This is a genomic window from Lichenibacterium minor, from assembly GCF_004137685.1.
Taxonomy (GTDB): Bacteria; Pseudomonadota; Alphaproteobacteria; order Rhizobiales; family Beijerinckiaceae; genus Lichenihabitans; species Lichenihabitans minor.
In genome coordinates, this window is the sequence record NZ_QYBB01000005.1 from 127,784 (window position 1) to 148,963 (window position 21,180).

Consider the following 21,180-nt stretch of genomic DNA (forward strand, 5'->3'; position numbering starts at 1 on the left):
CATCGCACAAACGCCCGTTTCTGCATCGCAGCAGGGCAGGCATTCGCGTCCGGCAACGCTTCGTGACGGTTTGGCGACACTGTCCTGCCGGTCCCGTCAGGCCAGCCGACGCGGACCGCGCCGCAGTGCGTATGAGGCACACCGCGCGGGCGACGGCGCCGGCCGGCCGTCGACGGACGGCGGACGGGCCGACCGCTGCCTTCAGAGCCGCGCCAGCGTCACCGGCTCGGTGCCCTGCATGCCCAGTGCCCGCGAGGCGGCGGGGGTCAGGTCGATGATGCGGCCGGCCGCGAAGGGCCCGCGGTCGTTGATCCGGACCACGATGGACCGGCCGGTCCGCCGGCTGGTGACGCGGACCTGGGAGCCGAAGGGCAGGAAGCGGTGCGCGGCCGTGAAGGCCCCGGCGTTGAAGCGCTCCCCGCTCGCCGTCCGGTGACCGCCGAAGCCGGGGCCGTACCAGGATGCGAGACCACCACCCCGTGCGGAGCGATGGGTGTGGGCTTCGGCCGCCGAAGCGACGAACGAGCCCGACAAGACGAGGGCGGATACTGCGAGGACCTTGAACTTCACTATCGATCGTTCCCTGACCGTTTCGAACGGTCCGGCAACATAGGTTGGTTTGGGGCGAGAATGTGGGAGGCGAAACGGCCCGAATGAGCGGGGCTCTACAACCGTGCTGCCGGGGTTGATCTGTCGATATGGTCTGTTGCAGGCGGGTCTTCTGCGGGTGAAAGCGTTAACGAAACGTTATACATGGCGAGACCGATATATACTTGGGAGACCTTGGGGGCATAAGGTGTCACACATATAGGACACCGTGACCCAAGGTGGGCCCAGGCATCGCCCAAGAAACGAGCGCCGCCCTCCGCGAGCCGGGCATCGCCGCCGAAAACGGCGCTGACGCATCGCCTGTCGCCCCGAACGGTCCCATGAACGCCCGTTCAGAATCCGGAATCCGACCGCCGTAACCGCCAGTTCCGCAGAATTTTCGAGACATTCTGTCGCACACGGGCCCGCTTTCACGCGGTGAAAACCGGAACCCGGGGGCTGATTCGCCGTGCGGATGCCGGCGACACGGGCGTCGCGGCGGCGTGGATGGGGGCCTCGGCGCATGAAAAAGGGCGGCGCCGGAGCGCCGCCCTTCGCGTTCGGCCCTCGGACCGGGACGATCAGCGTCCGTCGTAGATGCGGACGCGGCCGCGCCGGTCGCCCGTCCCGAGCCTGTCCGGGGGCAGGGCACCGGCGGTCGGGCTGGTGGCCCCGATGCTGGGCACGCCGGCGACGCCGCCGGCCGGGACGTCGAGGTCCGGAGCGGGCGACGACGTCGTGCCGGGCGCGGGGGCCAGCATGGACGGGTCGGTGAAGACGGGGGTGCCCGTGACGACGCCGCGGCCGACGTACTGTCCGTCCCAGCCTTCGCCGCGCCACGAGCCTTCGCGCTCCGGCATGTGCACGGCGGTGTCGTGGTCGAGGATGTCGCTCAGCCGGTCCACCGCGCCGCTGTCGGCCTTGACGGTGAGCAGCGTGCCACCGCGGTGAACGCCCTCGGCATAGGCATGGGCGTCCGTCTCGCTCACGCCGATGTCGGTCAGCGAGCCGACGATGCCGCCCGCGGCCGCGCCGACGCCGGCGCCGAGCAGGGTGGAGGCCAGCCAGCCCACCGCCACCACGGGGCCGAGGCCCGGGATCGCCAGCATGCCCAGGCCCGCGAGCAGGCCCGCGCCGCCGCCGAGAAGCGTGCCGAGCGAGGCACCGGCGTTGGTGCCGGGATGATGCGCGTCCGACATCGGCTCGGCGTCGCCCGGGACGGCGCCGTAATATTGGCTGTGCGATGCGTCGTTCGAGACGAGGCTGATGTCGTCGTGCGGCACGCCGGCGGCTTCGAGGCGCCGCACCGTGTCGGCGGCGTCCTCGTAGCGGTCGAACAGGGCCGTCAGGGTCTGGGTCGCCATGTCGGTTCGCTCCTCGAGAGGCTGGTGATGGGGATCGCCGGCGGCGATCACTGGAAGGCGACCTGGCCCTTGTAGTCGAAGCCGACGTCGACGGTCCGGCCTTCGCGGCCCCCGTGGCCGCGCCAGATGCCGTTCTCGTCCTTGGTCAGCGGCGTCACGTCCTTGAAACCGGCCCCGGCGATCCGCGCGCGGGCCTGTCCCTCCGTGAAGCTGTTGGCGCCTTTGGCGAGGTCGGCCATGGACACCATCCGCACGGTGCCGGACGCGTTGACGCTGGACGACACGTTGCCCATCGGGTTCACGGCATCGTTGTCCTGGCCCGTGCCCCGCGGGGGCGCGGCGTTGTTGGGCGGGGTCGCGGTGGTCTGGGCCTGGGCGGCGCCCGCCGTCAGGAAGGCCAGGGCGGCGAGGAAGGGTAGGGTGCGCACGTCGTTTCCTCCGGTACGGTTCCGCCGGACAATGGACGGGGCGGCCCCGGGTTCCCCGAAAGGCCCCGGGAACGAGCGCTCGGTGCCGGCGCTCGGACGGGACCGCGCGGTCCCCGTCCGACGCGTCGGCGGCCCCGGCCGGTCAGGCGTCCTTCTGCCCGAGGTAGGCGTGCACGAAGGAGGGGATGTGCTCGCCGAGCCAGTCGCCCATCTCCTGCTCCTCCTTCATGGAGGTTTCCAGGACCGCCTTGTCCTCGGACGCGCCGGACGCTTCGGCCAGGGTGAGGAGCACCTTGTAGGAGGCGATCTCGTAGGCCTTGTAGCCGATGGCGGCGAGGACGTTCTTCAGCACCTCGTCGCCCGCGGTCACGTGGGCGAAGCCCGCCAGGGTGGCGACTGCGCCCGTCACGGCCTCCTTGGCGAGCGACTTGCTCGATCCGTGCTTAGCGAGGAGGTCGTCGAGCCGGGCCGCCTGCTGGGTCGAGCGCTCGTGGTCCTGCTGCATCCGCGCGTAAAGCTCGGGGTAGGGCTTCATGCGGGGAAGCTCGTTCTGGATCGTCCCGATGGCCTGAGTTTCCACGGCGTGCTGGTTGCGCAGCCCCGTGAGATAGCTGTCCTTGGCCGTGTTGGTGTCGCTCATGGTGCATCCGTCGTCCGGTCCGGGCGTCGGCCGCCCGGGTCGGAAGCGGAAGCCGATCCCACCGCCGTTGGTTCGGCCTGCGTCCTTCCGGCGCACGGCCGACCCGAGCCGGGTGGAAACGGCGGCCTTCGATGCTGTTCTGCCAAAAGAAGAGGCGGTTGGTCGACCGTTGTCCGCGGCACTTCGACTTTTCCGCATGCACGTCATTTTGGGACCCATCTCCGGGCGGGCGTGTTGGCACGGTGAAACAGGAGACGAAACCATGTTCATGCGCATCGACAAGCTGCAGGCCGAACTGCCCGCGCCGAAGAGGGCCGACCCCAACGCCGCGGCGGCCCTGCAGGAGCTGCTCGGCGGCAAGTACGGCGAGATGTCGACCCTCGGCAACTACATGTTCCAAAGCTTCAACTTCCGCTCCAAGTCGAAGCTTCAGCCTTTCTATCAGCTGGTCGCGTCCATCACCGCCGAAGAACTGGGCCACCTCGAGCTCGTGTCCAACGGCGTGGCGATGCTGAACAACGGGCCCGACAAGAAGGGCAGCGAAGCGGGCGGCGCCGACATCTCGGGCGCACCCTGGGCCGACATGCAGGACATCCGCTCGGCGAGCTCGTTCCTGTCGAACGGCGGGGGCTCCATGCCGATGAACGCCAACGGGGCGTCCTGGAACATGGATTTCGTCACCACCACCGGCAACGTGGTGGTCGACCTGCTCCACAACTTCCACCTCGAATGCGGCGCGCGCCTCCACAAGCTCCGCGTCTACGAGACCATGAAGGAGGCGACCGGACGCGAGGTCTGCGCCTACCTGCTCGTGCGCGGCTCGGTCCACGCCCATGCCTATGCGCTGGCGATCAAGCAGGTGACGGGCGTCGCCATCGAGAAGATGCTGCCGACCCCCAACATCGACCTCAGCCGCATCCCGGAATGCCAGAAGTACCTGGACGAGGGGTCCCACCGCCGCCTCTACACCTGGAGCCCCAACGACTACAAGAACATGGCCGGCATCTGGGGCAACGGCGAGACCGCCCTGCCGGGCGACCCCAAGGGCGACCTGGAGATCGTCGACGGCGTGCCGGAGGGCGGCAAGATCCACGACCTCGCCGGCGTCGCATCGGCCTTCACGCCCGATTACGCGCCGGAAGAGATGTTCGAGATCGCCACCCGGCTGTACAAGGCGTCCCGCTGACGGACGGCAGGCCAGGGTGAACCGCCGAGGGGGTCGCCCGACCCCCTCGGCGGCTGCGGCCCTCAATATTGAACGGTCGCCCTCACGCCGACGACGGCCGCGTTGCGGATCCGGCGGAAATCGGTCCCGTCGGGGTTCGGGATGCCGCCCCCGGGGCGCACCACGTACTGGATGTCGGGCTGCAACGTGAAGCCCGGCACGACCTGCGCCTGATACGAGGCTTCGAACAGCAGCTCGTTCGAGCGGATCGGGTAGGGCACGCCGAGCGAGGCCCGCTCCAGCCGGTCCGTCCGCCGTGCCGCGGAGGAGATGCGCGACGCCGCGAAGGACACGCCCGCGGTGTCGTCAGCGCGTCCCGGCACCAACCCTTTCCCCGTGATGCCGGCATCGGCATAGAAGGAGATCAGGTTGCGGTCGCCCGGGGAGCCCGACAGCCGCGCGAAGACCCCGACGGCGCCGTCGTCCACGCCCGGCACGCGATACACCATCTGGTCCACCAAGCCGTAGAGGCCGTCGTTGCCGCGCAGCCGACCCGTTCCGGATCCGAGCGACAGCCCCGCGCCCGTCGGGATGGTGGCGGCGAAGCTGCCGAAGTTCTCCCAACCGCCCAGCTTGGCGATGCCGGGCAGGAGCGTCCCGTCCCTGCCGCCGTAGGTGTAGGCGGCTTCCGCTATGACGAAGGGTGGGTCGGTCACCCGGAAGTTCGTGCCGTAGCGATCGAGCTTGCCGGGCTCGGCCGTGGCGCCGACCTTCGCCGCGCCCGCTGGGTCGCCGTCGAAGACGCCGGCCAGCACCGTGAGCCGGTCGTTCGGGGCCAGTTTCAGGCGGATGCCGGGCGTGGCCACCGGATAGGCCGGGCCGCCGCTCGGCAGGTCGTAGCCCGTGATGTTGGGCCAGCCGAACGTCGAATTGACGAACAGGGCCGCGTATTGGCTCGCCAGGAACTCGGTGTCGGCGCCGATCTGGCCGAGCTTCAGGGCCACCTTGCCTCCCATCGCGACCTGTTCGAACCAAACCTCGTAGAGCCGCGTCGAGGGCAGACCCTCGATGCCGCTGGCGAAGGACAGGTTCAGGAGGTCGTTGCGGCTGAGGCCGTCGCCGAAGATCTTGTAGCCGTTGGCGTGCAGGGTCGCCCCGTCGAGCGCGATGGCCTTGGCCAGGTCCACGTTGACCTGCAGGTCGAGCCGTCCCTCGCCGATGATGCCCTGCCGGGCTCCGCCGGACGGGTTGCCCAGCGTTTCCCCGATGAAGACGAGGCTGTAGGTGACGCCCCGCTGCGCCAGCGAGGCGCGCAAGCCTCCGGGATCGCCGTAGGGGCCCAGCGACGACTGGATCGACGTGTTGCCCTGGTCCGGCGTCCCCTGCGCGGCGGTCTGGTCCGAGGTCTGCGGCGTGCCGCCGAGGTCGGGCAGGTTGCCCGACCCGGTCGGGACGGCCGGCGCCGGCAGGGTGGATTGCGCTCCCGCGGGAAGGGCGATCGCCGCAGTCGCGCCGGCCAGGGCGAGGACGAACTTCAGCGTGGAAGGGCGCCGGCGCCGCATGTGTTCGCTTCCCGGGTGGCGTGCTGCGGCTGGCACGGGTCGGGCCGACCTTTAGCCGGGCTGAGCGACGGCGGGAAGGAGGCACGGGTCGCCGCGCCCTCGCGCGACCCGACATCGTCGGAGGCACGCGGGGCGGGCGATCCCGGCAGGGAAAACAGGAAAGGCGGCCGCGAGGCCGCCTTTCTCATCCATTCGGTCCGCGGTGCGATGTCAGCGGCAATATTTGCGCTCGAGGCGCGTGTGGGCTTCCCGGTAGGGGCGGCAGCTGTAGACGCCGCGGCGACGCCCCGCATACTCGTAGCCGTAGCCCGGCGCGTAGCCCGCCGTGCGGTATCCGGTGCCGTAGCCCCGCCCGTAGGTTTCGCCAGCGCCATAGCCCTGGCCCGCCCCATAGCCGCCGGCGTAGCCTTCTCCGCCGTAGCCCTGGCCACCGTAGCCCTGGCCGCCGTAGCCCTGACCGCCATAGCCGTAACCCTGGCCGGCGCCGTAGCCCTCGTAGCCGGCGTCCCCATAGCCGCCGTCGCCGTACCCGTAACCACCGTAGCCGCCGTAACCACCGTAGCCGTAGCCCAGCCCGTAACCGAGGCCCAGCCCGACCGCGAGCGGGAAGCCGTACCCGAACCGGCGATATCCGAAGCGTCCGCGGCCGAACCCGCCGTAGCCGCCGCGGAAGCCGGCGAAACGGCCATAGCCGCCGCGGAACCCGCCGAACCCGCCGCGGCCGAACCCGCCGCGGAACCCGCCGAATCCCCCGCGGCCGAAGCCGCCGCCGAAGCCGCCGTGGCGGAACACGCCGCCACCGCCGAAGCCGCGACCGCCGCCGAAGCCGCCGCGGGCTTCCGCGGTGTCGGTCGTCGCCATCACCATGGCGCCGAGCGACAGCGCCGCGAGGCCGGCCGTGGCCGCCTTCTTGATCGTCCCACCGTAGGAACCGAATGATACTGAGAACATGGTGTCCCGTCCTGATACATCGTCTTCGGGAAAGGAATGCCCGCTCGAACGGCTTTGTTCCACAGAACAGCCCTGCGACATGTTCAACGTTAATGCGTTCATCTGCCGTTCATCGTAATTCAACCTGCCGCCGCGGCCCAGGTGAGATGTACGATGCAAGTATCTGCGGCTCGCTCCTCAGTCGACCGCCGCCAAGGTGGCGTCCTGCTCTTCCGTTGTGTCGCCGCTGGACTGCGGCGGCGTGCCGTCGGCCAGCGCCAGCCACTCGTCCTCCGTGACGACGTGGAGCCCGAGTTCGCGCGCCTTCTTTTCCTTGGAGCCGGCGCCGGGGCCGACCACGACGATGTCGGTCTTCTTCGACACGGAGCCCGACACCTTGGCGCCGAGCGCTTCGGCGCGCGCCTTCGCCTCGTCGCGGGTCATGCGCTCCAGCGAGCCCGTGAAGACGATGACCTTGCCCGTGATGGCGCTCGCCGCCGCGGCCGCCGCCATCGGCTCCACCGCCACCTGGGCGAGGAGGCGGTCCCATTCGGCACGGTTGTCCGCGTCGGCGAAGAATTCCGCGAGCGTTTCCGCCGCGGCGTCGCCGAAGCCGTCGATGGCCCGCAACTCCGCCCAGGCGTCCGACGCTGCGTCGGCGGCGGCCGTGCCGGCCGCCGCGACCGCTTCGGGCGTGCCGAAGTGCCGGGCGAGGCGCTTCGAGTTGGTTTCGCCGATGCGCCGGATGCCGAGCGCGAACAGGAACCGGTTGAGCGGCACCCTGCGCCGCGCCGCGATGGCGCCGAACAGGTTGCGCACCGACACGTCGCCGAACCCGTCGCGGTTGGCGAGCCGCGTCAGCCCGGCGGCGTCGCGATCCTGCAGCGTGAAGATGTCGGACGGGGTGCGGATCATGCCCTCGGCGTGGAACAGCGCGATCTGCTTCTCGCCCAGGCCCTCGATGTCGAAGGCGTTGCGCGACACGAAGTGGCGCAGCCGCTCCACCGCCTGGGCCGGGCAGTGGATGCCGCCGGTGCAGCGGCGCACCACGTCGGCTTCGCCGGTCTTCTCGTCGACGCCCCGCACGGCGGCCGAGCCGCAGGCCGGGCAGGCGTCGGGGAAGCGGAAGGGCGCGGCATCGGCGGGCCGCTTCTCCAGCACCACTTCGACGATCTGCGGGATCACATCGCCGGCGCGCTGCACCCGCACGGTGTCGCCGACCCGCACGTCCTTGCGGGCGATCTCGTCCTCATTGTGGAGCGTCGCGTTCTCCACGACGACGCCGCCCACCGTCACGGGGGCGAGCTTGGCCACCGGGGTGAGGGCGCCGGTGCGCCCGACCTGGATGTCGATGGCGAGCAGGGTGGTGGTGGCCCGCTCCGCCGGGAACTTGTGCGCCACCGCCCAGCGCGGCGCGCGGGACACGAAGCCGAGCCGCTCCTGGTAGCGGAGGTCGTCGACCTTGTAGACCACGCCGTCGATGTCGTAGGGCAGCGCCGCGCGTCGCGCCTCGATGGCGCGGTACCGTGCCAGCAGCTCCTCGGCCGAAAGGCACAGGTGCGTGAGCGGGTTGGTGGGCAGCCCGAAGCGGCGGAACGCCGCGATCATGCCGGACTGGGTGGCGGCCGGCAGCGCCGAATGCTCGCCCCAGGCATAGGCGAAGAACTTCAGCGGCCGCTGCGCCGTGACGGCGGGGTCGAGCTGGCGCAGCGAGCCCGCCGCGGCGTTGCGCGGGTTGGCGAAGGGCGCGCGCCCCGCCGCGACGACGCGGGCGTTCAGCGCGGCGAAATCGGGCTTCTCCATGAACACCTCGCCGCGCACCTCCAGCACCGCCGGCACGTCGCCGCCGGCGAGCGCGTCCGGGATGGCGCCCACGGTGCGGACGTTGGCGGTGACGTCCTCGCCCTCGAAGCCGTCGCCGCGGGTGGCGGCCTGCACGAGCCGGCCGCCCTCGTAGCGCAGCGAGCAGGACAGCCCGTCGATCTTGGGTTCGGCCGTGATCGCCAGCGGGGCTTCGGGCCCGAGGCCGAGGAAGCGCCGCACGCGCGCGTCGAACTCCGCCACGTCCTCGTCGGCGAACACGTTGCCGAGCGACAGCATCGGCACGGCGTGGCGGATCGACCCGAACTTCTCCGACGGCTTGGCGCCGACCTGCGACCCCGGGCCGGCCGGCGCGGCCAGCTTCGGGAACGCGGCCTCGAGCGCGAGGAGGCGGCGCTTCAACGCGTCGTAATCGGCGTCCGACACCGTGGGGGCGTCGTCCCGGTGGTAGGCCAGGTCGTGCACCGCCACCTCGGCGGCGATCCGGGCATGTTCGGGGCGCGCCTGGCGCAGGGTCGCGGGGAGGTCGGGCAATGGGTCGGTCATGGCAGTCGGCAACGCGCGAAGGGGAGGTTCGGACGAGGTTGCGGCATCGGGTGCCAGGGTGGGGTTAATGTGGCGCTGCGTCGGGCCACCCCGCCGCCGGACGGAGCTTTTCGGCCGCCCGTTCGTTCGCCCCGCAGCCGGGAAGGGACCGCCATGCACGCCGCATTGATCGCCGCCACCGCCGCTCTCGGAGGGTTGCTGTTCGGCTACGACACGGGCGTGATCTCGGGCGCCCTGCTGTTCCTGCGCGACGCCTTCCACCTGTCGCCGCTGATGCAGGGCGTCGTGACCTCGATCGCGCTGCTCGGCGCCGCCGTCGGGGCCGGCTTCGCGGGCAGCCTGTCGGACCGCTACGGGCGTCGCCCGCTGATCCTGGTGACGGCGCTGATCTTCGTCGTGGGATCGCTGGTGTCCGCCGTCGCCACGGCGCTGTGGGTGCTGCTCGCCGGCCGCCTGCTGGTGGGGCTCGGCATCGGCGTTTCTTCCATGCTGGCGCCGCTCTACCTCGCCGAAACCGCGCCGGCCGAGAGCCGCGGCGCCATGGTGTCGTTGAACCAGCTCATGATCACCACCGGCATCTTGGTGTCCTACCTCATCGGCTACGGCTTCGCGGCCGGCGGCGACTGGCGCTGGATGCTGGGGCTCGGCGCCCTGCCGGGCCTGGTGCTGGCGGGCGGCATGCTGGCGCTGCCCGAATCGCCCCGCTGGCTCGCCGGCCACGGCCACCTCGCCGACGCGCGCCGGGCCCTGCAGGCCCTGCGGGGGACGGGCGAGACGGCGCGGGCGATCGAAGCCGAGCTCGACGGCATCGAGGCCGACATCGCCCGCGAAGCGAAGGGACGGGGCCGCACGTCCCTGTCCGACCCCGCCCTGCGCATGCCGCTGGTCGTCGGCGTCGGCCTCGCGGTGTTCCAGCAGGTGACGGGCATCAACACCGTGATCTACTTCGCGCCGACGATCTTCCAGGCCGCGGGCCTGTCGTCGGCGTCCGCGTCGATCCTGGCCACCGCCGGTGTCGGCGCCGTCAACGTGGCGATGACGCTGGTGGCGATCCGGCTGATCGACCGTGTCGGGCGGCGCGTCCTGCTGCTCGTCGGGCTCGCCGGCATGGCGGCCAGCCTCGTCGTCCTGGGCGGCGCCTTCCTGCTCGGCGCCGGCGGGGCGCTCGGCTGGGTCACGGCCGCGAGCCTCACCGCCTATGTGGGCTTCTTCGCGATCGGCCTCGGGCCGGTGTTCTGGCTGCTGATCTCGGAAATCTTCCCCACCGCGGCGCGCGGGCGCTGCATGGGCGTCGCCACCGTGGCCAACTGGGGCTTCAACCTCGTCGTGGCGCTGACCTTCCTCGACCTCGTCGACGGCATCGGCCGCCCCGCCACCTTCTTCCTCTACGCCGCCCTGACCGTGCTGGGCTTCGTCTTCACCCTGCGGCTCGTGCCCGAAACCAAGGGGCGGGGGCTGGAAGACATGGAGGCGGCCTGGGCGGAGCGGCGGCGCTGATCCCGGGGCGGGCGCCGGTCACCATCGTCCCGCGCCGCCCGCGCCGGGCAGGGGATTTCAGAGCCGCAGCGCTTCGACCCCCGGCAGCACCTTGCCCTCCATCCATTCCAGGAAGGCGCCGCCCGCCGTCGACACGTAGGTGAAGCCGTCCGCCGCGCCCGCGGCGTTCAGCGCCGCCACCGTGTCGCCGCCGCCCGCCACGCTGACGAGCGCGCCGCTCAGCGTCAGGGCCGCGGCTTCCTGCGCCACCGCGACCGTGCCGGCGTCGAACGGCTGGAGCTCGAAGGCGCCGAAGGGTCCGTTCCACACCAGCGTCCTGGCGGCTTCCAGCACGGCCTTCACGGCCGCGACCGACTGCGGGCCGATGTCGAGGATCATGTCGTCGGGGCCCACGGCGTCGACCGACACCGTCTTCGACGGCGCGTGGGCCTTGAACTCGGAGGCCACCACGGCGTCCACCGGCAGCACGATGCGGCACTTCCCGGCCTTGGCCAGGATGTCGCGCGCGGTGTCGAGCAGGTCGTGCTCGCAGAGCGACCGGCCCACCGCCTTGCCCTGCGCGGCCAGGAACGTGTTGGCCATGCCGCCGCCGATCACCAGCACGTCGACGCGCGTCACGAGATTGCCGAGCAGCTCCAGCTTGGTCGACACCTTGGCGCCGCCCACGACGGCCACGACGGGGCGCTCGGGCCGCTCCAGGGCGCGGGCCAGCGCCGCCAGCTCGGCCTGCATGGTGCGGCCGGCGTGCGACGGCAGCCGGCGCGCCAGGCCCTCGGTCGACGCGTGGGCGCGATGGGCGGCCGAGAAGGCGTCGTTGACGAAGATGTCGCCGAGCGCCGCCAGCTGATCGACGAAGCCCGCCTCGTTGGCCTCCTCGCCGGCATGGAACCGCGTGTTCTCCAGCAGCACCACGTCGCCGTCCTTCATCGACCCGATCGCCGAGTGGGCGATGTCGCCCACCGTCGCGGGCACGAAGGCGACCGGGCGGCCGAGCTCCTCGGCCAGGGCCAGCGCGACCGGCTTCAGCGAGTTCTTCTCGTCCGGCCCGCCCTTCGGCCGCCCGAAATGGGCCAGGAGCACGGCGCGGCCGCCCTTGTCGGCGATCTCCCGGATGGTCGGGAGGATGCGGGCGATGCGCGTGCGGTCGGTGACGCGGCCGTTCTCGGCCGGCACGTTGAGGTCGACGCGGACGAGGACGCGCTTGCCGCGCAGGTCGGCGTCGTCGAGGGTGCGGAACTGGCTCATGGGCGGCATCTCCGACGCGAATCTCTCGTCGTCCCCTCCATCGCACGCGATCGCCCGCGCCCTCAAGGGGCGGCCATCGCCCGAGTTGTGCCGGCGCGCCCGGGGCGATAGGTCGGGCGGGGATGCCGAGTCGGCTCGGTCCCCTTGGAGCGGAACCATGTCCGGAGCGAGCGGAGCGCGGCCCTTCATGTCGGGGGGCGGCGCCATGGGCGAGATGATCCGCGCCCGCGACTGGGCGGCGACCTCGCTCGGTGCCCCCGAAACCTGGCCGGCCGTGCTGCGCTCGGCCCTGCGCATCTGCCTGAGCTCGGCTTTCCCGACCGCCATCTACTGGGGGCCGGACCTCGTTCTGCTGTACAACGACAGCTGGTCGGAGATCCCGGCCGAGCGCCATCCGGCCTGCCTGGGCCGGCCCGGACGCGACGTGTGGTCCGACATCTGGGACATCATCGCCCCCCAGTTCGCCGCCGTGATGGAGACCGGCGACGGCTTCTCGGCCTTCGACCAGCTCCTCCCGATGGTGCGCGGGGGCGTGGTGGGCGAAACCTACTGGGACTACAGCTTCACGCCGCTGGTGGACGGCGAGGGGCGCGTGCGCGGCGTGCTGAACCAGGGGCGCGAACGCACCGCCCAGGTGCTCGGCGACCGCCGCCAGCAGTTCCGCCTCGACCTCGAGGACGCCCTGCGCGGCGTCGCCGATCCCGGCGCCATCGTGGCCGAGGCGACGCGCGCGCTCGGCCGGCATCTCGGCGCCGACCGCGTCGGCTTCGGGGAAATGCAGGCCGACGACAGGACCGTGCTGTTCGCCACCGACCATGCCACCGGCCTGCCGCCCCTCGTGGGCGCCTTCGACCTCGAAACCTTCGGCCCCGCCGCGATCGCGCGGCAGCGCGCGGGCACCACGATGGCGAGCCCCGACGTGTCGCAGGAGCGGCTCTACGACGTCGAGGCCTGGGACGCCGTGGGGACGCGCGCCTTCGTGTCCGTGCCGCTGGTGCGCGCCGGGCGCCTGCGGGCCATCCTCTACGTCAACCAGGCCGAGCCGCGGCGCTGGACCGCCGAGGAGCGGGCGCTGGTCGAACTCGTGGCGGCTCGGGTGTGGGATGCCGTCGAGCGGGCGCTGGCCGAGCGGGCGCTGGCCGACGCCAAGATCGCCGCCGAGGAAGCCAACCTCGCCAAATCCACCTTCATCGCCAACATGAGCCACGAACTCAGAACGCCGCTGTCGGCCATCATCGGCTACGCGGAGATGATGCTGGAGGAGGTCGAGGACGGCGCGCAGGCCGCCGAACTCGCCGCCGACATGCGCAAGATCGAGGCGAACGCCCGCCATCTCCTCGGCCTCATCAACGACGTGCTCGACCTCAGCAAGGTCGAGAGCGGCAAGATGGATGTCTACGCCGAGCTGTTCGACGTGGCTCCCATGATGGAGGAGGTGGGCTCGGCGGTGCAGAGCCTGGTCGGCAAGAAGCGCAACCGGCTGGAGCTTCGCCTCGCCCCCGACCTCGGCACGGTGGAAACAGACCTCACCAAGCTGCGGCAGATGCTGCTGAACCTCCTGTCCAACGCCGCGAAGTTCACGGAAGGCGGCGCCATCACGCTGTCGGCTGCCCGGCAGGGCGGGCCGGGCCCGGAAGCGCGCCTGGTCTTCGCCGTGGCGGACACCGGCATGGGGATGAGTGCGGAACAGCTCGCCAAGCTGTTCCAGCGCTTCACTCAGGCGGATTCGTCGACGACGCGGCGCTTCGGCGGCACGGGGCTCGGCCTGTCGCTCACCAAGGCCTTCGCCGACATGCTGGGCGGGGTCGTGACGGTGGCGAGCGAGCCCGGCCGCGGCACGACCTTCACGCTCGCCCTCCCGGCCACCTACGCGGCGCCCGCCGTGGAAGCGGCGCCCGAACCCGTCGCCGTCGGCGGGGACGACCGCGACCTCGTGCTGGTGATCGACGACGACGACGACCAGCGTGCGCTGATGGCCCGCTTCCTCGACCGCGAAGGGTTCCGATCCCGGATGGCCGCCGACGGCGAGACGGGCCTGGCGCTGGCCCGGGGCCTGCGCCCTCGCGCCATCCTCCTCGACGTGATGATGCCCGGCCTCGACGGCTGGTCCGTGCTGTCGGCGTTGAAGGCCGACCCGGACCTCGCCGACATCCCCGTCGTGATGGTGACCTTCGTCGACCAGCGCGGGTTGGCCTAGGCGCTCGGTGCTGCCGACTACGTGCTGAAGCCGGTGCGTTGGGAGCGGTTCAAGGCCGTGATGGACCGCTTCCGCGGCCGGGGCGCCTGCACGCCCGGGGGCGCGCTGGTGGTCGACGACGACGCGGACACCCGCGCCCGCGTCCGCGCCATGCTGGAGCGCGACGGCTGGGCCGTGGCCGAGGCCGAGAACGGCCGGGACGCGCTCGACCGCTACGCCCTGATCAGACCCTCTGTCGTCCTGCTCGACCTCACCATGCCGGTGATGGACGGGTTCGACTTCCTGGCAGCGCTGCGCGCCCGGCCCGACGGTGCCGAGGTGCCCGTCGTGGTGCTGACCGCGCTCGACCTGTCCCGCGAGGACCGGCGGCGCCTCGCCGGCGCCAATCAGATCCTCAACAAGGGCGAATTGAGCCCGCAGGCGCTGATGGACCGCCTTCAGAACCTCGTGGGCGCGGAAGAGCGCGGGGCGTCGGACGGCCCCGAAGCGAACTGAGACCCGCGGCGGTCCTCGACCCGGTTCCCGTTCCGATCCGACGGGAAGCGGATCGGCCGGTCATGGCGGGCGACGGACGGGACGCCGCACCTCCGTCGCGTTGCGCCGCACGGCCGGCGGCGCTCGCTCGCGCCGGCCCGCACGTCCGACCGCCGGTGTCAGATGAGCTTCGCCATCGCCACGGCCGTGTCGGCCATGCGGTTCGAGAAGCCCCACTCGTTGTCGTACCAGCTCATCACGCGCACGAAGTCGCCGTCGATGACCTTGGTCTGGTCGGTATGGAAGATCGACGAATGCGGGTCGTGGTTGAAGTCGGACGACACGTTGGGCAGGTCGGTGAAGCCCAGCACGCCCTTCAGCTCCTGCGACGCGGCGCGGCGGATCGCGTCGTTGATCTCGTCCACCGTGGTGGCCCGCTTGGTCTTCACCTTGAGGTCGACCAGCGACACGTTGGGGGTCGGCACGCGGATCGCCGAGCCGTCGAGCTTGCCCTTCAGCTCCGGGAGCACGAGGCCGATCGCCTTGGCGGCGCCCGTCGAGGTCGGGATAGAGGACAGGGCGGCGGCGCGGGCCCGGTACAGGTCCTTGTGCATCGTGTCGAGCGTCGGCTGGTCGCCCGTGTAGGAGTGGATCGTCGTCATGAAGCCGTGCTGGATGCCGATCGTGTCGTTGAGCACCTTGGCCACCGGGGCGAGGCAGTTCGTCGTGCAGGAGCCGTTCGACACGACGAGGTGCTCGCCCGTGAGCTTGTCGTGGTTGACGCCGTAGACCACCGTGAGGTCCGCGCCGTCCGACGGGGCCGAAACCAGGACGCGCTTGGCGCCGGCCTTGAGGTGCAGCGCGGCCTTCTCCTTGCTGGTGAAGATGCCGGTGCATTCCATGGCGATGTCGACGCCGAGCTCGCCGTGGGGCAGCTGCGACGGATCCTTGATGGCGGTGACCCTGATGGGGCCGCGGCCGACGTCGATCGTGTCGCCCTCGACCTTCACCGGATGCGGGAAGCGGCCGTGCACGCTGTCGAAGCGCAGCAGGTGGGCGTTGGTTTCCACCGGGCCGAGGTCGTTGATCGACACCACCTCGATGTCGTCGCGGCCCGACTCGATGATGGCGCGCAGCACGTTGCGTCCGATGCGTCCGAACCCGTTGATGGCGACCTTCACGGCCATGGCGGCGATCTCCCCGTGTGGATGTTCCGGTGCCGACGGTAACGTGCCGCGTTGCGAAAGGCGAGACGCGGCCGACGCCCCGGCGAGGCTTTCCCCGCACGCGCCGAGCCCGTAAAGGACCGTCCACCGCGCGGGGGCGCGGGATCGCGGAGGACCACCATGCGCATCACCCTGCGCGACATCCAGCGCATGAGGGACGGCGGCGAGCGCATCGCCATGGTGACGGCCTACGACCACCCGTCCGCGGTGCTGGCCGAGCGCGCGGGCGTGCCGATGCTGCTGGTCGGGGATTCGCTCGGCATGGTGGTGCAGGGCCGCGAATCCACGCTGCCCGTCACGCTCGACGACATGGCGCGCCACGCCGCCGCGGTGGTGCGCGGCACCGAGCGCGCGCTGGTGGTGGCCGACCTCCCCTTCCTCACCTACGCCACCGAGGCCGACGCCGTCGCGGGCGCCCGCCGCCTGATGGGCGAGGCCGGGGCCGGTGCGGTGAAGCTCGAAGGCGGCGCCGCGGTGACAGCCGTCGTGGCGCGGCTGACGGCGCTGGGCGTGCCCGTCATGGGCCACCTCGGCTTCACCCCGCAGGCGCAGCACCAGATCGGGCTGCGCGTTCAGGGCAAGGATGCCGCCGCCGCCCGGCAGCTCCTCGCCGACGCCCTGGCGCTGGAAGACGCCGGCGCCTTCGCGATCGTGCTGGAACTGGTGCCCGCGCCCCTCGCCGCCGCCATCACGGCGCGGCTCCGGATCCCCACCATCGGGATCGGCGCCGGCGCGGGCTGCTCGGGCCAGGTCCAGGTGTGGCACGACATCCTGGGCGTCGGCACCGGCCGCGTCCCCCGCCACGCCAAGCCCTACGCCGCCATCGGCCCCGCGATCGAGGCCGCACTGAAGAGCTACGTCGCCGACGTCGCGTCCGGCGCCTTCCCGACGGCGGCGCAGAGCGCGGGCATGGACGAGGCCGCCCTGGCCCAGGCCCTGAGCCCGGCCGGGCCGCGCGACGGCGCGGCGTGACGATGCGCGTCCTGCGCACGATCGCCGAGGTCCGGGCCGCCCGGGCCGGCCTTCCCGGGCTCGGGCTCGTGCCCACCATGGGCTTCCTCCACGCCGGCCACATGAGCCTGGTGGCGCGGGCGCGGGCCGAATGCGGCGCGTCCGCGGTGTCGATCTTCGTCAACCCGACCCAGTTCGCCGCCGGCGAGGACCTGTCCCGCTACCCGCGCGACATGCCGCGCGACCTCGCCATGCTGGACGCCGCCGGCGTCGACCTCGTGTTCACGCCGGAGCCCGCCGAAATCTATCCGCCCGGCCATGCCAGCCGCATCGAGGTCGGGCCCGTGGCGTCCCCCCTGGAAGGCGCGCGGCGGCCCGGGCACTTCGCGGGGGTCGCCACCGTGGTGGCCAAGCTGTTCAACATCGTGCAGCCGACGCGGGCCTATTTCGGCCAGAAGGACGCCCAGCAGGTCGCCGTGATCCGCCGCATGGCGCGCGATCTCGACATGCCGCTCGACGTCGTCGTGGGCGACACGGTGCGGGAGCCCGACGGCCTCGCGATGTCGTCGCGCAATGTGTACCTGTCGCCCGCGGAGCGCGCGGCCGCGCCCGTCCTTTACCGGGCGCTCGATGCGGCGCGCCGCTCGTTCGACGGCGGCGAGCGCGACGCCGAAACGCTGCGGCGTGCCATGGCGGGGACGATCGCCTCCGAGCCGGGGATCGCGCTCGACTACGTCAGCGTGGCGGACGGCGAAACCCTGGAGGAGGTCGGGCGCGCCGGTCCGGGCTGCCTGCTGTCGCTGGCGGCGCGGCTCGGCCGCACCCGGCTCATCGACAACGTCGTGCTCGGCTGATCACGGCCCGGAGACGGCGAGGGACGGCGGCCGGTGCGGCGCGATCCGCCGCTGCAGCCAGCGGGTCACCGGCACTTCGAACCGGCGGTGCACGGTGAACCCCACCGCGAGGGCGAGCCCCACGAGCCCGAGCAGGTAGGCGCCGGCCGGCACGCGCGACGGGCCGCCCCAGCGCCCGACCGCCGCCGCGGCGGCGACGTTGAGTCCCTCGTGGACGAGGTACAGCGCGTAGGACGCGTCGCCGAGCCGCTCCAGCCATCGCCGGACGGGGCCGCCCCCCTCGGCCGCGGGGCACAGGGCCGCCGCCGCCACGATGGCGGCGGCGGGCAGCCCCCAGACGACGCCCCGCCATTCGCCCCACCACGCATCGGACACGGGGGCGGCCGCCAGGGCGGCGGCGCAACCCGCGGCGGCGAGGGCGAGCGCGGCGGGCCGCGGCAGGCGCAGGCCCGACAGGGCCAGCTCGGCGATGAGGAGGCCCGCCGCGAACTCCAGCACGTTGCTGGCGCCGAGGTAGGCCAGCCAACCGGGGAGCGCCACCGCCTTGGCGGACGCCACCAGCGCGGCGAAGCCGCAGACCAGGACCGCGACGGCGGCCCGGCGCGGCAAGGCCAGGGTGGCGGCGAAGCAGGCGTAGAACGCCATCTCGTAGCTGAGCGTCCAGCCGGTCGAATAGACCGGCGTTGCGTCGTCGTTGACCGGGCCCGCGTAGGGCACGAAGGCCAGCGACAGGGCGAGGTAGCGGTTGAAGGCCCCGTGGCCGAGGCCGCCGCGGGCCGCCGCGGGCGCGAGCAGCACGAACAGCGCCGTCACGGCCCAGTAGAGCGGCACCACGCGGGCGATGCGCTTGCCGATGAAGGGCAGGACGGCCCGCGCGGCGCCGAACAGCGGCGCCGAAGCGTAGACCATCACCAACCCGGACACGACGAAGAACACGTCGACCCCGAAGGCTCCGGCCAGGAAGGACGGGAGCCGCGTGGGCATGCCCACGCCGTCGACTTCGCCGCGGGCGTGGAACGTCACCACGGCCAGCGCCGCCAAGCCGCGCAGTACCTGGATGTTGGACAGTTTCCGCATCGGCCGATCCAGCGCCCCGCCAGGCGAGGTCGCGTGGGCAAGCCCGAGCACCATCGCGGACTTCGGACGAAAAGCGAAGCGCGATCGCTCGGGTCGAACCGTGGGGATCCCGTCCCGGGTCAGACCGACTGGCGCGCCTGCATGCGGCGCTGCGCGTCGCGCGCGGCGAGCCATTCGGCCGCGAAGTCGGGGGCCACGCGGTAGCGCTCGCCGTCGCTCTCGTACCAGCCGCCCTGGTCCAGGCGCGGGGCCGCCTCGTCGCCGAGCAGCGCCTGGGTGACGCGGCCGAGCGCCTGCGCCACCAGGTCGGGCGAGCCGGCGCGGCGGGCGATGTCGGCCGCCGAGCCGCGGCCGGCCGCCACCTCGTCGATGATCTCCATGTAGCGGACGGCCGGGGCGGTCCACCGATCCCGCTGCAGGCGCGTCAGGGCCGTGTCGACGCGGATCTTCCAGACTGCGTTGGTCATGGGGTCCTCCCTCGGGAGCCGCAGACTAGGCTCGGCGCGACGCTTCCTGCAACGGGGACGACGGTGCCGAAACGAAAACGTGAACGCGCCATGAAGGGGGAGCGGTCGGCGCGTCGTCCGCGGCGCGTCCCGGCCTCGACGCGTCCCGGTCTCACCCCACCGGCCCGATCCGCGCCATGTGGAGCACGTCGACGTAGCGCCCGTCGCGGAACGCGTCGCCGCGGGCGATCCCTTCCTCCGCGAAGCCGAAGCGCCGGTAGAGCGCGATGGCGCGGGCATTGTCGGTGTAGACCCCGAGGGCGAGGCGGCGCACCCCGTACCAGCGGTCGGCCGCGTCGACGAGCGCCGCCAGCAGCGCGGAACCGATGCCGCGCCCCGCGTGGCCGTCGTGGACGCCCATGCCGATTTCGGCGACGTGGGCGCGCCGCCCGCCGGCCCGGCGCCATCCCGCGGTGCCGAGGACGGCCCCGTCGCGTTCGGCCACGAGCAGGAGGTCGTCGGACCCGATCCCTTCGAGGAAGCGGCGCGTCTCGTCCGGGCTGCGGAACGGCAGGCGCAGCGTGCCGTGCCGGAAGCCCGGCATGGCGCTGATCGCCGCGACACCCTCGAAATCGGAAACGCGCGCCGCGCGCACGGCGACGCCGTCGGGACGCCTCGCCGCCGGGGCGGTGATGTCGGACATGGGGCTCCCCGATGCTGCGCGGCGCCGAGCGGTCAGGAAAAGTTCGGCTGGCCATTCGACGCCGTCACGCCGCCGTCCACCGGCAGCACCACGCCGTTGACGAAGCTGGCGTCCGGGCTCGCCAGGAAGGCAATGACGGCGGCCACCTCCTCGCCCTTGGCGGCGCGGCCGAGCGGGATGCGGTCCCTGAACTTCGCCATCACGGCCTCGTCGCCCATCATGCCCTCCGTGAGGTCGGACAGCGTGAGGCTCGGCGCCACGGCGTTGACCCGCACGCCGCGGCCGCCGAACTCCAGCGCCAGCGCGCGGGTGAGGTTCGACACGGCGCCCTTCGACGCGTTGTAGAACGAGAAACCCCAATCCCCGCCGAGCCCGGACACCGACGACACGTTGACGATGGAGCCGCCGCTCTTCAGCAGGTGGGGCATGGCGGCGCGGCAACCGTAGAGCACGCCGTCGACGTTGATCGCCATGGTGTTCCGGTAGCCGTCGAGCGGCGCGTCGAGCAGGCCGCCGAGCGCCGCCACGCCGGCGTTGTTGACCAGCACGTCGAGCCCGCCGAACCGCGCCACCGCGGCGGCCACCAGGGCTTCCACGGCGCCGAGGTCGCTGACGTCGGCCTCGTGGACGAGCGTCCGCTCGCCATCGAGGCCCGAAGCCACGCGGTCGAGCTTGCCGCGGGTGCGGCCGACCAGCACGACCCGGGCGCCCTCCTCGGCGAAGCGGACCGCGGTGGCGGCGCCGATGCCCGAGCCGGCCCCGGTGACGATGACGGTCTTGTCGGTGAAGCGTGGCATGTCGGATCCCCTTCGGCGCGTCGCGGCGCCCGGCGGGGAAAGCCGCGACCGGGCGCGGCCGTTCCCTCAGCCGAGCGCCGCCACGACCTCGTCGGCGCGCACGATGCGGGCGAACTCGCCGTGCAGGTTCGCCAGCGTCATGGCGTGGATGTCCTCGGCGGCGTGGTGGTCGCCGTCGGGTCCCGTGCGATCGAAGGTCCAGCAGGCGTCGCGCACCAGCAGCGTGTCGAAGCCGAGGTTGCCCGCCATGCGGGCGGTGGTCTCGACGCAATGGTTGGTGATGGCGCCGCAGATCGCGAGGGTCGTCAGACCGGCCCCGCGCAGCCGGGCTTCGAGGTCCGTGCCGATGAAGGCGGAGTTGGCGCTCTTGTGCAGCACCGGCTCGCCCGCGGATTCGCGCGCCTCGGCCAGCGGGGCGTGGCCGCTGAGCCCGACGCGCAGGCGCGATCCCGGCTCGACGCTGTCGTGGCGGACGTGGATCACCGCGGCGCCCGCCGCCCGGAAGGCGCCGAGGAGGCGGGCGATCCGCCCTTCGGCGCCGGGCTGGTTGCGGCGTTCGCCCGCGGCTTCCCGCTCGGCCATGCCGCGCTGGGCATCGACCACGACGAGCGCCGTGCGGGACCGGACGAGGGCGAAAGGCATGGCGACCCGGGGCGACGAGGTCGGGGG

The 21,180-nt window shown here is 72.3% G+C and carries 20 protein-coding genes; 6 read left to right on the top strand and 14 right to left on the bottom strand.

The features are described from left to right. Nucleotides 1-201: 201 nt before the first annotated feature. The 4 genes from D3273_RS06880 to D3273_RS28125 all read right to left on the bottom strand — a co-directional run bounded on the left by D3273_RS06880 (nucleotide 202) and on the right by D3273_RS28125 (nucleotide 3,020). Nucleotides 202-570 carry a septal ring lytic transglycosylase RlpA family protein gene (locus tag D3273_RS06880; protein ID WP_428977759.1) on the bottom strand — a complete coding sequence of 123 codons (369 nt, stop codon included), beginning with the start codon at nucleotides 568-570 and terminating at the stop codon, nucleotides 202-204. Between the two features lie 599 nt (nucleotides 571-1,169). Then, nucleotides 1,170-1,952, bottom strand: a complete 783-nt coding sequence (locus tag D3273_RS06885; protein ID WP_245501043.1) for a hypothetical protein — start codon at nucleotides 1,950-1,952, stop codon at nucleotides 1,170-1,172. Nucleotides 1,953-1,999: 47 nt separating this feature from the next. After that, the gene (locus D3273_RS06890) at nucleotides 2,000-2,380 is read right to left on the bottom strand and encodes a hypothetical protein (protein WP_129224840.1); all 381 of its coding nucleotides are present in this window, start codon (nucleotides 2,378-2,380) and stop codon (nucleotides 2,000-2,002) included. Nucleotides 2,381-2,522: 142 nt separating this feature from the next. Beyond that, nucleotides 2,523-3,020 (bottom strand): DUF892 family protein, encoded by a 498-nt coding sequence (locus D3273_RS28125; protein ID WP_165359404.1) that lies wholly within the window; start codon nucleotides 3,018-3,020, stop codon nucleotides 2,523-2,525. 262 nt (nucleotides 3,021-3,282) lie between these two features. Here D3273_RS28125 and D3273_RS06900 point away from each other — a divergent pair, with 262 nt between their 5' ends. Beyond that, nucleotides 3,283-4,206, top strand: a complete 924-nt coding sequence (locus D3273_RS06900; RefSeq protein WP_129224844.1) for a manganese catalase family protein — start codon at nucleotides 3,283-3,285, stop codon at nucleotides 4,204-4,206. Nucleotides 4,207-4,268: 62 nt separating this feature from the next. On the opposite strand, the gene D3273_RS06905 is transcribed toward D3273_RS06900, so the two are convergent. From D3273_RS06905 to ligA, 3 genes are all read right to left on the bottom strand, one after another. Further along, nucleotides 4,269-5,747, bottom strand: a complete 1,479-nt coding sequence (locus D3273_RS06905; protein WP_129224846.1) for a carbohydrate porin — start codon at nucleotides 5,745-5,747, stop codon at nucleotides 4,269-4,271. A gap of 210 nt (nucleotides 5,748-5,957) precedes the next feature. Next, nucleotides 5,958-6,698, bottom strand: a complete 741-nt coding sequence (locus D3273_RS28730; RefSeq protein ID WP_207210718.1) for a hypothetical protein — start codon at nucleotides 6,696-6,698, stop codon at nucleotides 5,958-5,960. Between the two features lie 177 nt (nucleotides 6,699-6,875). Then, entirely contained in the window at nucleotides 6,876-9,044 is a 2,169-nt protein-coding gene (gene ligA, locus D3273_RS06915) for an NAD-dependent DNA ligase LigA (protein ID WP_129224848.1), read from the bottom strand. Between the two features lie 153 nt (nucleotides 9,045-9,197). On the opposite strand from ligA, the gene D3273_RS06920 reads away from it, so the two are divergent. Next, the gene (locus tag D3273_RS06920; RefSeq protein ID WP_245501044.1) at nucleotides 9,198-10,541 is read left to right on the top strand and encodes a sugar porter family MFS transporter; all 1,344 of its coding nucleotides are present in this window, start codon (nucleotides 9,198-9,200) and stop codon (nucleotides 10,539-10,541) included. A 57-nt stretch (nucleotides 10,542-10,598) separates the two neighbouring features. On the opposite strand, the gene D3273_RS06925 is transcribed toward D3273_RS06920, so the two are convergent. After that, a complete protein-coding gene (locus D3273_RS06925; RefSeq protein WP_129224852.1) occupies nucleotides 10,599-11,786 on the bottom strand; it encodes a phosphoglycerate kinase in 1,188 nt (395 codons plus the stop codon). Nucleotides 11,787-11,943: 157 nt separating this feature from the next. On the opposite strand from D3273_RS06925, the gene D3273_RS06930 reads away from it, so the two are divergent. Both D3273_RS06930 and D3273_RS28735 read left to right on the top strand, forming a co-directional pair. Beyond that, nucleotides 11,944-13,983: a hybrid sensor histidine kinase/response regulator gene (locus D3273_RS06930; protein ID WP_207210720.1), complete on the top strand. Its 2,040-nt coding sequence runs from the start codon at nucleotides 11,944-11,946 to the stop codon at nucleotides 13,981-13,983. Between the two features lie 21 nt (nucleotides 13,984-14,004). Then, nucleotides 14,005-14,478, top strand: a complete 474-nt coding sequence (locus D3273_RS28735; RefSeq protein WP_207210721.1) for a response regulator — start codon at nucleotides 14,005-14,007, stop codon at nucleotides 14,476-14,478. Between the two features lie 158 nt (nucleotides 14,479-14,636). Here the strand turns inward: D3273_RS28735 and gap are convergent, their stop codons facing one another. Then, on the bottom strand, nucleotides 14,637-15,644 hold the full coding sequence (gene gap, locus D3273_RS06935) for a type I glyceraldehyde-3-phosphate dehydrogenase (RefSeq protein WP_129224854.1): 1,008 nt from the start codon (nucleotides 15,642-15,644) through the stop codon (nucleotides 14,637-14,639). A gap of 159 nt (nucleotides 15,645-15,803) precedes the next feature. On the opposite strand from gap, the gene panB reads away from it, so the two are divergent. Further along, nucleotides 15,804-16,655: a 3-methyl-2-oxobutanoate hydroxymethyltransferase gene (gene panB / locus D3273_RS06940; RefSeq protein WP_129224856.1), complete on the top strand. Its 852-nt coding sequence runs from the start codon at nucleotides 15,804-15,806 to the stop codon at nucleotides 16,653-16,655. A gap of 2 nt (nucleotides 16,656-16,657) precedes the next feature. Then, nucleotides 16,658-17,488, top strand: coding sequence for a pantoate--beta-alanine ligase (gene panC, locus D3273_RS06945; RefSeq protein ID WP_129224976.1), 831 nt, complete (start codon nucleotides 16,658-16,660; stop codon nucleotides 17,486-17,488). Here panC and D3273_RS06950 read toward each other — a convergent pair whose 3' ends face one another. From D3273_RS06950 to D3273_RS06970, 5 genes are all read right to left on the bottom strand, one after another. Next, entirely contained in the window at nucleotides 17,489-18,565 is a 1,077-nt protein-coding gene (locus D3273_RS06950; protein ID WP_165359405.1) for an acyltransferase family protein, read from the bottom strand. It abuts the gene before it with no gap. Nucleotides 18,566-18,684: 119 nt separating this feature from the next. Then, entirely contained in the window at nucleotides 18,685-19,032 is a 348-nt protein-coding gene (locus tag D3273_RS06955) for a hypothetical protein (protein ID WP_129224860.1), read from the bottom strand. A gap of 151 nt (nucleotides 19,033-19,183) precedes the next feature. Continuing rightward, nucleotides 19,184-19,714 (bottom strand): GNAT family N-acetyltransferase, encoded by a 531-nt coding sequence (locus tag D3273_RS06960; RefSeq protein WP_129224862.1) that lies wholly within the window; start codon nucleotides 19,712-19,714, stop codon nucleotides 19,184-19,186. A gap of 32 nt (nucleotides 19,715-19,746) precedes the next feature. Next, nucleotides 19,747-20,511, bottom strand: coding sequence for a meso-2,3-butanediol dehydrogenase (budC, locus tag D3273_RS06965; protein ID WP_129224864.1), 765 nt, complete (start codon nucleotides 20,509-20,511; stop codon nucleotides 19,747-19,749). Between the two features lie 66 nt (nucleotides 20,512-20,577). After that, a complete protein-coding gene (locus tag D3273_RS06970) occupies nucleotides 20,578-21,153 on the bottom strand; it encodes a cysteine hydrolase family protein (RefSeq protein ID WP_129224866.1) in 576 nt (191 codons plus the stop codon). Nucleotides 21,154-21,180 lie beyond the last annotated feature (27 nt).